11 protein-coding genes, 1 tRNA gene and 1 rRNA gene are annotated in these 14,265 nt (G+C 52.9%); 3 read left to right on the top strand and 10 right to left on the bottom strand.

The features are described from left to right. Positions 1 to 358: 358 nt before the first annotated feature. The 5 genes from EKM83_RS07950 to EKM83_RS07930 all read right to left on the bottom strand — a co-directional run bounded on the left by EKM83_RS07950 (position 359) and on the right by EKM83_RS07930 (position 5,675). A complete protein-coding gene (locus EKM83_RS07950; protein ID WP_125576216.1) occupies positions 359 to 820 on the bottom strand; it encodes a hypothetical protein in 462 nt (153 codons plus the stop codon). A 289-nt stretch (positions 821 to 1,109) separates the two neighbouring features. Continuing rightward, a complete protein-coding gene (locus EKM83_RS07945) occupies positions 1,110 to 1,292 on the bottom strand; it encodes a hypothetical protein (RefSeq protein ID WP_125576214.1) in 183 nt (60 codons plus the stop codon). A gap of 48 nt (positions 1,293 to 1,340) precedes the next feature. Beyond that, on the bottom strand, positions 1,341 to 2,522 hold the full coding sequence (locus EKM83_RS07940) for a cation:proton antiporter (RefSeq protein ID WP_125576212.1): 1,182 nt from the start codon (positions 2,520 to 2,522) through the stop codon (positions 1,341 to 1,343). A 496-nt stretch (positions 2,523 to 3,018) separates the two neighbouring features. Next, positions 3,019 to 4,353 carry a dihydrolipoyl dehydrogenase family protein gene (locus EKM83_RS07935; protein WP_125576210.1) on the bottom strand — a complete coding sequence of 445 codons (1,335 nt, stop codon included), beginning with the start codon at positions 4,351 to 4,353 and terminating at the stop codon, positions 3,019 to 3,021. 56 nt (positions 4,354 to 4,409) lie between these two features. Next, entirely contained in the window at positions 4,410 to 5,675 is a 1,266-nt protein-coding gene (locus EKM83_RS07930; RefSeq protein ID WP_125576208.1) for an MFS transporter, read from the bottom strand. Positions 5,676 to 5,810: 135 nt separating this feature from the next. Here EKM83_RS07930 and EKM83_RS07925 point away from each other — a divergent pair, with 135 nt between their 5' ends. The 3 genes from EKM83_RS07925 to EKM83_RS07915 all read left to right on the top strand — a co-directional run bounded on the left by EKM83_RS07925 (position 5,811) and on the right by EKM83_RS07915 (position 7,507). Beyond that, entirely contained in the window at positions 5,811 to 6,257 is a 447-nt protein-coding gene (locus EKM83_RS07925; RefSeq protein WP_125576206.1) for a DUF3290 domain-containing protein, read from the top strand. 3 nt (positions 6,258 to 6,260) lie between these two features. Next, positions 6,261 to 6,899, top strand: a complete 639-nt coding sequence (locus tag EKM83_RS07920; RefSeq protein ID WP_125576204.1) for a DUF421 domain-containing protein — start codon at positions 6,261 to 6,263, stop codon at positions 6,897 to 6,899. Between the two features lie 77 nt (positions 6,900 to 6,976). Next, positions 6,977 to 7,507 carry an NUDIX hydrolase gene (locus tag EKM83_RS07915; RefSeq protein ID WP_125576201.1) on the top strand — a complete coding sequence of 177 codons (531 nt, stop codon included), beginning with the start codon at positions 6,977 to 6,979 and terminating at the stop codon, positions 7,505 to 7,507. A 258-nt stretch (positions 7,508 to 7,765) separates the two neighbouring features. On the opposite strand, the gene EKM83_RS07910 is transcribed toward EKM83_RS07915, so the two are convergent. The 5 genes from EKM83_RS07910 to rrf form a co-directional block, all read right to left on the bottom strand. Further along, positions 7,766 to 11,557 carry a MucBP domain-containing protein gene (locus EKM83_RS07910; RefSeq protein ID WP_125576199.1) on the bottom strand — a complete coding sequence of 1,264 codons (3,792 nt, stop codon included), beginning with the start codon at positions 11,555 to 11,557 and terminating at the stop codon, positions 7,766 to 7,768. A 156-nt stretch (positions 11,558 to 11,713) separates the two neighbouring features. Continuing rightward, entirely contained in the window at positions 11,714 to 12,565 is an 852-nt protein-coding gene (locus EKM83_RS07905) for a C39 family peptidase (protein WP_164505628.1), read from the bottom strand. Positions 12,566 to 12,569: 4 nt separating this feature from the next. Continuing rightward, positions 12,570 to 13,481, bottom strand: coding sequence for a C39 family peptidase (locus EKM83_RS07900; RefSeq protein ID WP_164505627.1), 912 nt, complete (start codon positions 13,479 to 13,481; stop codon positions 12,570 to 12,572). 492 nt (positions 13,482 to 13,973) lie between these two features. Next, positions 13,974 to 14,046, bottom strand: a tRNA-Thr gene (locus EKM83_RS07895). Between the two features lie 72 nt (positions 14,047 to 14,118). After that, positions 14,119 to 14,235, bottom strand: a 5S ribosomal RNA gene (rrf, locus tag EKM83_RS07890). Between the last annotated feature and the right edge of the window lie 30 nt (positions 14,236 to 14,265).

Genomic DNA, 14,265 nt, shown 5'->3' with positions numbered 1-14,265 from the left:
GCGGACTCTCGGCTACAAGAGTGTTTGCTAGTAACAGTTGGTTTAGCCACAGGTAGCGGCTGATTTGACAACTAGTCTTTAACTAAGACAAGATTGCAGGTAATCACAACTCGCCGGAGGCAGCCAGAGGTGGAGGTGTTCCCCAGAGCAGGCGGAATCTCTGGCTGACGCAGGCTCCTGATTTCACTAATCTAGTGGACAGAACACTGTCGTTCCGAGAACTACCGCGTTGATGTTACTTTCAATCTTTAGTCAGCAAATTAAAAACAGCCTCTCACCAAATCGCGGTGGGAAGCTGTTTTTTCATATGCTGTTACTGTTGATTCTGCTGCCCAGCTGAGCTGACGCAGGCGCTCCGCTATTTCAAAGTACTCGGCGTCTTAATCGTGGCGAAGGCCGCCTTGCGGACATAATTGTGGTAGCCCTTATAGAAATGCAGTTGCTTCTTCGTCGCCTTCACCTTGTACGTCATCCGCTGGCCGTCGAACTGGACCGTACTGCCCTTAGGCGAATACTGGATGCCGGACAACCGGTAGACGTGCTTGCCCAGTGACTGGTATTTCAGCTTTTTCAAGCCATAGCCGGGCAGTCGGTAGTAACTCTCGCTGGCGTCATCGTAGCCGAACAGGTTGCCGGTACTCTTGGTCTGACTGTAGGTGATATAAGCCTTGTTATCCGCCTTGCCGTTATAATACCAGGTGTGGCGCATGACCTTGGGCGTTCCTTTGTGCCAAGTAGCCGCTTGGGCACTCGTCAAACTGGTCGCTGCCAGGCCGAAGCTGACGGCGGCTAAGCCAATTAGAAAATAGGGTTTACTCATGGTGGTTCCTCCCTTGAATACTCGTGTGTCATTCATCTCGCAATTAAATTTACGCGTCTTCCAGTTAGAAAGCAAGCCTGATTATTAACTATTCGAACAAATTTCACCAGTCCCGCTAGCTGGGCAATTGCATTAAGGCGGCATCGGTCGCTGTCGCCAACCATTTCTCAGTTAAAACGAAAATCGTTGACGACGGCGACTAACTTCGGTAAGGTAGGGTTAACCAATCTAGAACCCGCAAATTGGAAAAGGCGTCCGGGAGGCATCCCAGGCGCCTTTTCTGACCCCACTAGCGCCAACTGTCAATCAGACAATCCACGATGAGGGCCACCCCAATTAAAATTTCGACAATCGTCAACCACCAGCTGATGGTCAACGCCTGACCAATCAATAGAAAGACCAGTCCGGCCAACACTAGCATTACACCAAGCCAAAACTCGATTTGGCGATAAAATAATCGATTAAACCGCATGTTGCTTCCCTACCCCTTTGACAAATTTTTCCGTGTTCCCCAACACTGCTAGACGGCTTCTTCTGGTCGTCCAGCCGGCATCCGTTTCAATGCCTGTTTCAATAATAATGGCGCTAAAATAGTTGCTAAAATAATCACTAAAATCATGGCGGAGTAGTCACTACCGGCGAGCAAGCCCGCCTCGTGACCAATCTGAGCGGTGATCAAGCCCATTTCGCCCCGGGCAATCATCCCCGTGCCGATGACGGTACTGCTGTTGCTATTAAACCCGCTCAGCCGGGCACCCAAGCCGCAGCCAATCAGCTTCGTCACGCAGGCGAGCACCGTTAAGATGACGATGATACCTAAGTTTTCCACCAAATGGTCTAAGGTCATGTTCAGACCGACGCTAACGAAGAAGACCGGAATGAAAATGGCATTGCCCAGCGGCTCCACGTGGTCGACCAACACAGCGCGGTACGACGTGTGGGCCACGGCGATACCGGCGAAGAATGCGCCAATGGCCCCACTCAAGCCAACGATATCGGCGATCCAAGCCATCCCCAGACAAATAACCATCGACATGATGGTCACGCTAGACGGGACCACCAGTCGTTCACTCAAGTGCATTAAGTACGGTGCAATCCATTTGACCAAGGCGTATGTCCCCACGAAGAAGACGACCTGTTCCAGCAAAACCAATGCCAGCGCGGGTTGACTGCCCGCCGTCTGGATACCCTGGCTAGCCAGCAGGCTGATCATCAAGGACAGTAAAATCACGCCAATGATATCGTCGGCCACGGCTGCCCCTAAAATCGTCGCCCCTTCTCGCGTGGTCAGGGCGTGATATTCCTTTAACACGGCCACCGAAATCGAGACCGAGGTCGCCGAGAAAATCACCCCAATAAAGAGTGATTCCAGCGGGGTAAAGCCCCACCACCAAGACGTTAAGCCCATCAAGACGACCGGAAAAATCACGCCGGAGGTTGCCACCACGATAGCCGGGCGCAAATACTTCATCAGTAACTGCAGATTGCTCTCCAGCCCCCCGAGAAACATCAAAATCACTACCCCGATATCGGCGAATAAACTGACTAAACTGTTCAAGTGTACCCAGTTCAGTAGCGCCGGTCCCAGGACAATGCCCACTAGTAACTCACCAATGACTGCTGGCACGCCTAAGCGGTTAGACAAGTTGCCCGCCAAGGTCGTCAGAATCAATATCAAACATAACGTTCCTAGAAATGCCACGCGGATCCCTCCTTCTTTAGTCTCGTTAATCGTTGCGGTTGCGATGGACTATACTGTTGGCCGTCTGCCGTTCGCCAGAGAAGCGTCGGAACACGGTGGGCGCGGTCGAGTTAAAGAACGGTCTCATTCCTCAACGCAAGCCAACTTACATATTCTGAACAGCAAATCCCGTCGACCCAGACCACAGCCCACTCACGCAACAACCATTAATAAATTCCATCATACGCCAAAATTGGCCAACACAAAAGCACCTCCGGACAATTTCCAGGGGTGCGTATTTTGTTTCCTGTTTGGCTTGCGTTTTAAGCGCTTTTTCTTAGGCTGAAAAAGGGTGTGACAATAGGCGGAATCAGTTGCCTGTTGGCGCACGTTTCGGCTCAAAGCGAGGCCGAGACCGCTTCTTAGACTCGGTCGGTTTCCAACCCAGATTTGGCAGACAGCCAGTCCTCACTACGAAGTTGTAAATAACTAATTTTTATCTTCCCACCTGCGCTGGCTAGTTAAAGTAAGTCAGATCTGAAGCCAGCGTTGGGTACGCCAAAATCGTTTGGTTGATGTCGGCCGTGCTCATGTGGTTTTGAATCACGAAGTCCAGGTAGTTGATAACTTGTTCGGCCTCACCGCTCAAGACCGCGGCACCGACGATGTTGCCACTGATCTGGTCAACCACGACCTTGATTCTGGCGGCCGGGTCGGCCGTGCGTTGGTAGCTGTACCAGTGGGTCAAATCCAAGTCGTTGACGTGGTATTTTTCCGGTGCCTCTTCGGCTTGCGCGGGTGTTACCCCCAGCTGTGCCAGTTGGGTTTTTCCGTAAACGACCGACGGAATGACCGGGTAGCTGATAGGGTCCGCATCCCCGTTAGTCAGCGCATCCGTCAGGTAACGGCCTTCATAGCCAGCCACCGGCGTTAATTTGGGTTGTGGCCGATCGACCACATCGCCCAGCGCAAACACGTGATGATTGGTCGTCTGGAGTCGACCGTTGACCGAGATGCCGTGTGGTGTCGTGACCACGTCGATGCGTTCCAGATGTAAGTCGTCGATCACTGGCGTCCGCCCAGCCGTGGCAAAGACCAAATCAGACGTCCAGGTATCCCCACTGGCCGTCGTCAGTTGATACTGGTCATCGACCGCAGCCACGGCGGTCACGTCCGTGTTTAATTTCACATCAACGCCCTCAGCCGTCAAACGGTCCATTAAGTCGTGGACCAGGTCGCCATCAAAGGCCCGCAGCGGTCGGTCATTGTGGTGGACCAAATGTACGCGACTGCCAGCAGCGTTGGCAATGGCCGCCAGTTCAACCCCGACGTAGCCTGCACCAATCAAGGTAATGTCTGCCGGCAGCTGATCCAAGTCCAAGAAGTCATTGCTAGTCCGTAACAGTTCCTTACCGGGAATATCGAGCAGCCGCGGTTCTTGGCCCGTAGCAATGATCCAGTTGGCCGCATTTAAGCGCGTCTCGCCCACGGTCAGGGTGCCGTCGGTGTTAAAGCTGGCAGTGCCCTCAAAGGTCGCGATGTCGGCCGCCTGCAGGCCACTCTTGGTGCCACTGGGAATCTTCGCCGTGTAGGCACGTTTCTTGGCCATCAAGGCTGTCCAGTCAATCTGGGGTACGCTGGTCAAGCCGTGGCCCTGCAAGGTTTCGCTGCGGCCCTGAGCTTCCACTGCCGCCATCAGAATTTTCTTCGGGTCGCATCCCCGGTTCGGGCAAGTGCCACCCCACAGGTCCTTTTCGACGACCGCCACCCGCAGGCCACTAGCATGTAGCCCGTACGCCGCTGCCAGGCCACCGGGGCCGCCACCAATAATCACGATATCAAACTCTTGCATAGTTGGAACCCTCCATTTCGTCTAATCTACGCCTTCGAGTTTAGCACGAAATGTCCTCAACCTCGCTTAATTTGCTCCGCGGCGTCGTGCCGATGAACTAAGATGAAGTTGACCCCGATATAGCCGATGATGACGATACCCGTTATCAGGTAAACCGGCCCGGCTGGGAATTTTTGAAAGAACAGGCCATACGCCGCGGTCCCTAACGGCAAGGCCAGTTGCATCAAGGTGCTAAACGTTGACCCGACGCGCCCCAGCAATTTGGTTGGCACGGTCATCTGCATGTATACGGACATGGGCGTGTTGACGAATGCCAGCATCACTCCGGAAATCAGGGACAGGCCAATCAACCACCCAATCAGCGTCATCCCCTGGAGTGGCGCGATGAAGCAGATGCCAAATACGGCGATGATGCCGCCCAGTCCCATGGAGAGCCGCAAGACCACCAGCAAGACGTTTTTAAAGCGCGGCAGTGCCGTCAGGGCCACGTTACCCAGTAATACCCCGCCGGCAAAGGCACTCAGGACCCAGCTCAACCGGTCGTTGCCCAAGTGCCGCGTTTGGACTAATGCGTACGGCAAGCCGACGTCGATAGAAGCTAGCAAAAAGTTAAGAAAGATTCCCATGTAGACCACGGCCTGCAAGGTAAAGTGGGTCCGAATAAAGTCGAGCCCCACCTTGAACTGTTCCCAAGGCGACTTGGCCGTTTCGCCGGTCGCCTCATCGTCCGCCGCCAACGGGTGAAACCGCATGCTCAGCGCAATCAGCCAGGTCGTCATCTCGACGACTAACTCCACACGGACGATACCTTCAAACCCAATCCAAGAATACAGCGCCGCCGCTAAGACTGGTGAAATCAGCTGGATGCCAGCCGTCGCCGCCTGTTCAATGGTTGCCAGGGTCTTGACGTGCTCGTCGTTGACCAGTTCGTGGACCGATGCCGTGTAAGTCGTGATCGTGACCTTGTCCGCACAGGCAATAATCGTCAAGATAATCACTGCCAGTGCCATGACATTACTGACGTGTGGGGCCACTAAGGCGTACACGCCAAAGCTCACGACGACCACCCCCCGACTCATCAAAAGTAACGGTTTGTGCCGCCGTCGATCGACCAGATTGCCCACGGGGAGGACCAGTAACAGGCCCACCAGTGGATAAATGATTGACCCCAAGCCAAAACTGATGGCCGAATGTGTGGCGTGCAACAGCATCAATCCCAAAGCAAAGCTGAAGGTGTCGCCACCCAGTGTCCCAATGATATCGCTACTAGCCGCTTTTACGATTTGGATGATCGACTGGCGATTCGTAATCCGTACGTCCATGGCGACACCTCCTTTTTATAAATATTCTCATTATACTCTCACTGTATTCTAATTAAAAGACTGGTTGCCTCATTTCCCCCACACAACAAATTTCGTGATAAAATAACCCCTAGTAACAATTGAAGGGAGTATACGATGACATTCTATACTTATGGCTATCTCACCACGCATCACAGTAGCTGGCAATACCTGCGCATCGGGCTGATTATCGCGCTACTAGCCGTTTTCGTCGGCTTATTTGTTTACTATCTGCGTCACCGGTGGAACGTCAAATATAAAGATATGAGTATTATTACGGGGACGTTATTATTGCTCGTTTTAGGTTTTCAAATCAACAGTCTGGTCTCGTTGCGTTCGGCCACCGAACAGACTGGCGAGATTACGGCGACTGTGAAAAACGTTGCCCAGCAATTAGACGTCCAACCCAGTAAGTTAGCGGTCAACGCGACCACCACGAACACGAACCTGCTGATCAAGGCCCCCAGCGGCTATTATCGTTTAGATTATAATTCGGACGGCTCCGCCTACGTACTCGAGCGCGTCCAGCTACATCGGCCGAAAGTCACCATCGTAAAGGAGTAAGCTATGTTCGTCTATTCAGATGTCTTTATTAAATTACTAGTCGGTTTTGTTTTTATGACGCTGCTCATCAATTTCTCTGGCAAGGGGAACCTGGCACCCACCTCGGCCATTGACCAGGTGCAAAACTACGTCTTAGGGGGCATCGTCGGCGGGGTCATTTACAACTCCGCCGTCACCCTGATTCAGTTTGTCATCGTCCTCCTGATTTGGTCGCTACTGATCTTAGTGACCCGCTACCTGAAAATCCACGTCCGGGCCATTGGCAAATTCATTGACGGTGGCCCCATCACCGTGATTCGTAATGGCCAACTGTTGGTCCACAACTGCCTCAAAGCCAACCTCTCCGCTAAAGAAATCGACTTCAAGCTGCGGACTGCTGGCGTTTACCAGATTAATGATGTGAAGCGGGCCATCGTTGAACAAAATGGCAGCCTCACCGTCTTGCGTCAAGGCGACGGGTCAATTCGTTACCCGGTCATCGTTGACGGTCAGATTGACTACGACGTCTTAGAACTGATGAGTCACGATGAAGCGTGGTTGCTGGCCCAACTCAAACAACACGGGGTGGAAAATATTCGCGACGTGTACATGGCCAAATACGAAAATCATCAATTTGAAATTACGCGTTACGAGACCGACTGATCCATTTATTAAATTTGTGGGTCAACCTTTAGCCCTAAAAGTGGTACGCTAGGATTAAAGGTAAGGAGATGACCGACATGGCCGCAGACCGTTTAAGTGAATATTGGGACGTCTATAACCAGCGCCTCCAGCGCGTCGGCCAACAACAGCGCCAAGACCCCGTTCGCGCGGGTTGCTTTCATCTGGTGGTCGATGCCTTTATTTTCAACACCGCTGGTGAAGTGCTTTTGCAACAACGGTCCCCCAATAAGTTGAATTTCCCCGACTGCTGGGATTGTTCCGTTGGCGGCTCCGTCGTGGCGGGCGAGACCATCACGGCGGCCATGCACCGCGAAATTCATGAAGAATTGGGCATCGACATCCCCGTGAGTCCGGCCGATAATTTCTGGTTACAGCCGCACTCCCACTGGATTGAAGCCTGGTTCGCCTTCCAAACGGACCAAACGTTGGCCGACTTTACAATTCAACGTGAGGAACTCCAACGCGTCGCTTATTTCGACCGCGCCACTGCGCATGAACACCTCAATCAGGTGGGCTTCAACGCCTACACCGCCGAATTGACGCGCGCCTGGGACCACCTCCATCAACGCCAACAGGCGGAAGCTTAATTCATTTTAGTATGTAAAAGGACCGGGATAGCCATTTATCCCGGTCCTTTCTTTATGCCAGTAGTGATTAACGTGGTTGCTTAGGATCGTAACTCTCTTCGCGAAACGCCGCCAGCAAGCTACCCAACCAGTGTAACGGGGTAAACGTTACCGGAACGTTTTCTGTTTTGCTACGCATTGTTTCCCTCCTTTTTGTTGGCTACATCTGCTAAGGACTGGCTATTTGCCAGCTTAACGAATGTGCATTTTCTATTCTGCTTACTCGTGGTCGCGACGTTTCTTCCAGCCGCTCAGGGTGAAGGCGGCTAATAATGCACCGAACCAAGCGAGCTTGGACTGTTGTTCGCCCGTTTGTGGTAGGAAGCCGGAACCGCCGCCACTCGTACCACCGTTGGAATGACCGTAACTCCCGGAACCAGAACCAGAGCCGCTACCACCGGAGTAACCGGAGGACCCGGAACCGCCACCGTAACTCATGCCACTCGGTGAACTGCTACCACCGTAACTGCCCCCCGTGCTACCAGTTAAATCATCGGTGTCGGATCCGGTGATTTCTTGGTCTTCGGCATCATCTTCGACATCTGATGCCCCGGTTGAACTGCCAGTTGAACCAGTACCAGTGCCGGTGCTACCGGAACCAGTCGTGTTACCAGAACCGTTATTGCCGGTGCCAGTATTGCCGGTATCGTTGGCGTTGCCAGTAGTATTGCCATTGCCGCTACCACTGCCAGTCGTGTTACCGCCACCGGTGTTATTGCCGCTGCCGGTGCCGGTATTGCTCCCACCAGTGTTGCCGTTGTTACTACCAGTGTTGCCGTTACCAGCGCCATCGCCAGTGTTACCGTTGTTACCGTTACCGGTATTATTGCCACTGCCGGAGTTGTTGCCATCGTTGTTGCCACCGGTATTGCCGTTGCCGTTGTTATTGCCATTGCCACTGTTATTCCCGCCGGAACCAGTATCGTTTTCGTTTTCGTCACCGCTACCGGAGCCGTTACCGTTCCCATTGCCGCCTTCGGATCCGTTTCCGTTCCCGTTGCCGCCTTCGGAACCATTACCGTTCCCGTTGCCGCCTTCGGAACCATTACCGTTCCCGTTGCCGCCTTCGGATCCGTTTCCGTTCCCGTTGCCGCCTTCGGAACCATTACCGTTCCCGTTGCCGCCTTCGGAACCATTACCGTTCCCGTTGCCGTCTTCGGAACCATTACCGTTGCCGTTGCCGCCTTCAGAGCCGTTTCCGTTCCCGTTGCCGCCTTCGGATCCGTTTCCGTTCCCGTTGCCGCCTTCGGAACCATTACCGTTGCCGTTGCCACCTTCAGAGCCGTTTCCGTTCCCGTTGCCGCCTTCGGAACCATTTCCGTTCCCGTTGCCGTCTTCGGATCCGTTTCCGTTCCCGTTGCCGCCTTCAGATCCGTTTCCGTTCCCGTTGCCGCCTTCGGATCCGTTCCCGTTCCCGTTGCCGCCTTCAGAGCCGTTTCCGTTCCCGTTGCCACCTTCAGAGCCGTTTCCGTTCCCGTTGCCGCCTTCAGATCCGTTTCCGTTCCCGTTGCCGCCTTCGGAACCATTTCCGTTCCCGTTGCCGTCTTCGGATCCGTTTCCGTTCCCGTTGCCGCCTTCAGATCCGTTTCCGTTCCCGTTGCCAGAACCGGTATCTCCGTCATTGCCGTCGCCAGAGCCAGTATCTCCGCCGTCGTTGCCGCCAGAGCCAGTATCTCCGCCGTTGTTGTTGCCAGAGCCAGTATCTCCGTCGTCGTTGCCGCCAGAGCCAGTATCTCCGCCGTTGTTGTTGCCAGAGCCAGTATCTCCGTCGTTGCCGTCGCCAGAGCCAGTATCTCCGTCGTTGCCGTCGCCAGAGCCAGTATCTCCGTCGTTGTTGTCGGAACCGTCGCCAGAGCCAGTATCTCCGTCGTTGCCGTCGCCAGAGCCAGTATCTCCGTCGTTGTTGTCGGAACCGTCGCCATCGCCGTCACCGTCTCCACTACCGGAGCCGTCACCACCGTTGCCACCATTTCCGTTACCGCCGCCAGAACCGGAACCACCACCGGAGCCATTGCCCCCACCTGGTTGGCCACCGCCACCGTTATTGCCGCCACCAGTTCCTGGTCCAGTTACGTTGCCGCCTTCGTTATCAGAGTTGTTTCCATCTCCACCGTTGTCGGAACCGTTGCCACCTTCGTTGCCGGAGTTGTTCCCATCTCCGCCGTTGTTAGAGCCGTTACCGTCTCCTTCGTTACCAGAGTTGCTTCCATTTCCACCGTTGTTAGAGCCGTCGCCGTCTCCTTCATTGCCAGTGTTGTTTCCATCTCCGCCGTTGTCGGAACCGTTACCACCTTCGTTGCCGGAGTTGTTCCCATCTCCACCATTGTTAGAGCCGTTACCGTCTCCTTCGTTACCAGAGTTGCTTCCATCTCCACCGTTGTTAGAGCCGTTACCGTCTCCTTCGTCACCAGAGTTGCTTCCATCTCCACCGTTGTCGGAGCCGTCGCCGTCGTTGCCAGAGTTGTTCCCATCTCCGCCGTTGTCGGAACCGTTGCCGCCGCTTTCGTTGCCGGAGTTATTCCCACCTCCGCCGTTGTTAGCGTCGTCGCCGTCTCCTTCATTGCCAGTGTTGTTTCCATCTCCACCGTTATCGGAGCCGTTGCCGCCTTCATTGCCGGAGTTGTTTTCGTCGCCACCGTTGTTAGCGCCGTTATTGTCGCCGCCATTACCGCCGGATCCATTGCCGTTGTTGTCTGAGCCGTTGCCATCATTGTCATCCTCGTCCTCATCATCGTCATCGACATCCGTCGAAGTGACCTCAAAGACGTGGGTGACCTCTTGTTCACTTTGAGTAAAGGATCCGGTCAGCTCCCCTTTAGTTTCCTTGTAAGTGTAGCCTTCAACATCCTTAGGTTGTGCATCGTAAGCTTGGCCCAGGCCACCTTCTAAAATGTCGTCTTCGCTGATTTGTTTGCCTTCCGTATCAACGTAATGGACCTTCACAGGAGCAGCTTCATCCTTCGGCCGGTACTGTTGAACAAAGGTCCACAGCACGCGGTCTGGATTCTCTGGATCACGGATTTCTCCCAACATCGCGAGCCGGTCTTTACCGTTCTCTAAGTTGGTCAACTTGCCATCCGTAAAGTTATCGCCGGGCTTGATGGTTTCTGGGACATGTAACGTTTCGTAAGTCAGCCCATCTTGTCCATCCGGTTTGGCTTCCCCACCACTGAAGTGGACCCGGTAAAATGGCGTCGCGGAAATGAAATCACCGTTATCCTTGTGCCGAGTTTCCTCAACGTACATTGGCACGGCAAATTTGTCTAATGCTTTAATCTGGTAGCGTTTGCCATCCCGCGTCATGGTCTTGTTGGGCATGTTGCTACTAAACTTATTGTCCTTTAACAGTACTGGGCGGGAAATGAATTGATTATCGCCGTTGAAGCTTTCCAACGCCAGTTGACTCAAGACACTGAAGTCTTCAATTTGACAACCGCTCAGGTCCAAATCACGAATACTCGTTACTCCCGCTAACGCCCGAATATCTGATAACCGGTTATTCATCACCTTTAACGTTTGAAGATTTTTCATGTCTTTCAACGGCCCCAAGTTCGTCACATTACCACGCGGTGCCGTTTGTGGGTGTTCGCCATAATTGATGTTACCTTCATTGTCGTAATTGGTCACACCCCCGTCCAAAATCAACGTGTGCAAGCTTGTGGCGTATTCCAATCCCTGCAGGCTTACAGGTAACCGGTTTTGGACCCCTTTGCCCACCACGGTATCATTATCCACGATAATTTCTTTGATTTCCTTCATGTGGGACTGCTTAATGTCTTGCTCTGTCTTGATTCGTTTTCCCATTTGTTGAAGCGTTTTCAACACAATCTTTTGCAGCTCTGGACTAGGCATCCAATCCTTGACCCTGTCTCCCCGTCTGCTGCTTACCTGGGTATATTTGTCATTGTCTCTCGCGTCCGCGCTAGCCTTCGGTGATTCCAGCAGCATGCCCGTCCCCACGAGTGTTGCTGCAGCGGTCAACCAAAGAGTGGTCCGTACGTTTTGTGCCATGTTAGTCTCCTCCAAAATAATAATGTCTATAATTGCCTGTTGTTCTCTCTCCGATAATCAATATCCTATCAGGTTAACAGACAGAAGAGAATAAGTTCTTGTTTGCACAATCAAAAAAGGAACCACCGCCTTTGAACGATGATTCCGAGTCGCGGCTTAACGCACCGCAATCGCCCGCGAGTGGCGGGATTGGTACACTTTCATAAAATTACGCGTTCCGGTCCAATAAACTTTATTCGGCCAACTCTTCTTCATGTACGGATCGGCCACTAAAAACTGCCCCCGTTGATACCCAACGAGTGTCAAAACGTGATACGGACGGGACCCTTGCATACGCCAAGCCCCAGCAAAAATTACCGCGTTGCCCCGCTTGATTTCCCGGATCAACTGATTCTTCGTCGCGCCAGTAATGTTGACAGCGCGGGCGTCAAACGTATTGGTATAGGCCGTTAGTGGTTTGGGATAAATCGTCCGCGTTTCTCCGGGCCGACTCTCCGTGTAAGGGTTGCCAACGAAGCCCTTCTTAGGTGTCTTGGCCTTAGGCATTTTATTGATGATCGTTTTGAGGGACGTCTTGGTCGCGATTCCCTTGACTGACAAAGCCATTTTCAAGCTCGCTGCTTCACAGCCGTTCGGCGCGTATAACGGATATAATTGGCTCGTGTAGGTGTACGGCAATACGGTTTTTTTAGTAGTCCGTAACCCTTTTTGATTAAGCCAACCATAAACGTGGCCTCGACGGCTGATTTGCAGGTAACTGGCTTGACCCACGCGGGCCACTCGGTCGATTTGAACCAGCTTACCTTTCAGCTTCCCCGTCTTGCGGCGAACTGTAGCTTGCTTGATGTCAGGCTTGCTCCATAAGCGCCAGCCAGCGCTCCGGACGATTCGTGAATTGGTCGTCCGCCCGGATTTGGTGGTCACCGGTTGCGCCTGAGCGGTAACGCCTGCCCCTAGTAAACCGAGACCGATGCACATACCACTGAAAACTCTGACCCAATTGCTCATACCACTATCTCCCTTCAACGGCCACAGCGAAGTGCTTGTAATTGTAGCTGCGAGCGAATTTAGCCGCACTGACCCAGTACTTCCCATGGTTCGGGTCAGCCACGTGGTAGCCGCCCTTGCGGTAACCATCTAGCAACATGACGTGGCTGTTGTTAATCCCGGTTCCCCAGAAGTAATGACCGTATTGGGCCTTAGCAAAGTGCAGCGTCACGTAAACGACCACGGGATTGTGCCGCCGTAATTGTGACCGCAACTGACTGAGCTTGGCACCGCTGATATTCTTCACGGGCGTGTAGGTATTCCCCCATTTGGCCAATGGCCGTGGGAAAATCGACTGGAAGACCCCCGGCGTCACCTTGTAGGGGCTGCCCGCAAACCCATTATTAGGATTATTATTTTTACTGCGTGGCAAATGCTTCATGAAGGCCACTAAGCCAGTGGATTTCAGCACACCCTTGTAGTGCAAGCCTTCCAGTAAACTAGCAGATTCGCACCCCATCCAGGCTTTCACGGCCTGTTGGCTGACGTAGGGCGCCCCTAGCTTAACTGTCTTGGGAGTCTTTAAATAATGCCGCCAAACCCAGCCGCGCGCCGTTTGCTTGGTGCCGAGCGCCTTGACGTAATAGTAGCGGTAAGTCTTCCCGTTAGCCTTTTGGACCAGCGCAGATTTACTAATCTCCCAAGCCGTGTGCTTGAAGTTTTTCAGTTGATGCGTCGCGCTCAACGTCAATGCCCCATCACTGGTATGGAAGGCATACAGACTCCCAGCTGGATTGCCAGTGACTTTACCAAATTTCGTCACTGATTTTTGTGAAACGATGTGCTGCGTGGTGCTGGCTTGAGCGGACACTGCCCCGGTACCCAAACTCCAGGCCCCGGCAATCGCCAAACTCAATGCCATGATCTTTAACTTCATTTCCCTATCTCCAATCCTGTTTAATTCTGACATACAGGTAAAGTATACAGCGGGAAACCTCCGGAAGACAAGGGCATTAATGAGTTCAATCGGAAGTAATTTAACGGGTTATTCAGCATGCAGTGTGTCTCGTATCGGACTGGCAATCAGGGGTCGGCACACGCAGGTAGCCTATTTGCCAGCTCACGAGAAGCGACCTATAGGCCATCTCCCAGCGGCTGGGACCCGGACGCATATAATCACGGTCGATTGCTAAGCTTACCCGATTGCCGTACTGAAAGCTAAAGTAGCTACCAGAATTGTAGACGCATTGATCTGCTAAATGAATCTACTGAGCAGAACCCTAACCTCAATTTGAACAAGAAAGCATGATACGTAAGCTTCGCGCAAATGCTAATGGTGTCTAACGGATTCAAAAAAATAAGAACCGTACCGGAATGCTGTTCCAGTGCGGTTCTTATTTTTACAAGCCGGTCCCAATCTACACTGATAAGCCGCTTATTGGATTTGAACCAACGACCTCTTCCTTACCATGGAAACGCTCTACCTCCTGAGCTAAAGCGGCATACTCTTATTATCACTGATTTTGCAATCAATGACAATAAAAAAAGAACCCAATCACTGGGTTCTTTCGTTCGCGTGGCAACGTCCTATCCTCGCAGGGGGCGATCCCCCAACTACTATCGGCGTGCTAAAGCTTAACTTCCGTGTTCGGCATGGGAACGGGTGTATCCTTTAGGCTATCGCCACCACACTATAAGAGAACTTATTCCCTCAAAACTAG

Origin of the sequence: Levilactobacillus angrenensis (assembly GCF_003946085.1) — a bacterium.
Classification (GTDB): Bacteria; Bacillota; Bacilli; order Lactobacillales; family Lactobacillaceae; genus Levilactobacillus; species Levilactobacillus angrenensis.
Note: the sequence above shows the minus strand (reverse complement) of the source record. Positions and strands in the feature narration are given on the sequence as shown.